This window comes from Nocardia violaceofusca NBRC 14427 (assembly GCF_963869435.1).
Lineage (GTDB): Bacteria > Actinomycetota > Actinomycetes > Mycobacteriales > Mycobacteriaceae > Nocardia > Nocardia aobensis.
Genome location: NZ_CAWMPM010000076.1, coordinates 1 through 738, shown reverse-complemented (window position 1 = coordinate 738; position 738 = coordinate 1). Strand labels below are relative to the sequence as shown.

Annotated in this window: 1 pseudogene; it reads right to left on the bottom strand. The window is 65.9% G+C overall.

What is annotated here, in order from left to right:
- A pseudogene (locus AC5592_RS34380) lies at positions 1-674 on the bottom strand (acetaldehyde dehydrogenase (acetylating)); the annotation flags it as partial.
- Between the last annotated feature and the right edge of the window lie 64 nt (positions 675-738).

The window sequence follows — 738 nt, the reverse complement described above, 5'->3', positions numbered from 1 at the left end:
GATACCCGCACGGCCGCATGGGTTTTCGGATCCGGATCACCGATCAGCGCGAGCACGGTATCGCGCATGAGCCGCGGCTCGGCCGGATCGAGCACGATGATCGCCCGGCCGGCGGTCGCACCGCCGACAGCTTCGATCGCTCGTGAGGTGGTCTCGGTGAAATCGTCGATCATCGTCCTGGTTCCGGGGCCGACAGGCTTCGAGGCGATCGGAGCGACGACCTCGGCGTAGGGCACTGCGGTGACGCGCGAAATGGCCGCGACGATCGGAATGGTGGCCTGACCACCACACGTCACCATGTTGACGTTCGGCGCGTCCAGGTGCTGATCGAGGTCCACCGCCGGTACGACGAGTGGGCCGAGCGCGGCGGACGTCAAGTCGATCAGGCGCTTGCCGTGCGGCTCGAGCGCGGCCGCATTGGCTTTGTGCGCGCCCGCGGTCGTAGCGTCGAAGACGATGTCGATCTCGTCGAAATGCTCCATGCAGAGGAGTCCGGCCACCCCGCGCGCGGAGGTCGGCACCCCGAACCGATCCGCACGAGCCAACCCCTACGAGGCCGGATCGATGCCGACCATGGCGGCCATCTCCAGGGTCTCCGACGAACGCAGAACCTCGATCAGCACATCGGAACCGATACCGCCCGACCCGATCACCGCAACTTTCACACGGCTCACGACTTCTCCCAAGTGAAGTCGACGCTGCCGAGAAGCATTGTGCCGCTGAATAGTTCGGAGCGCA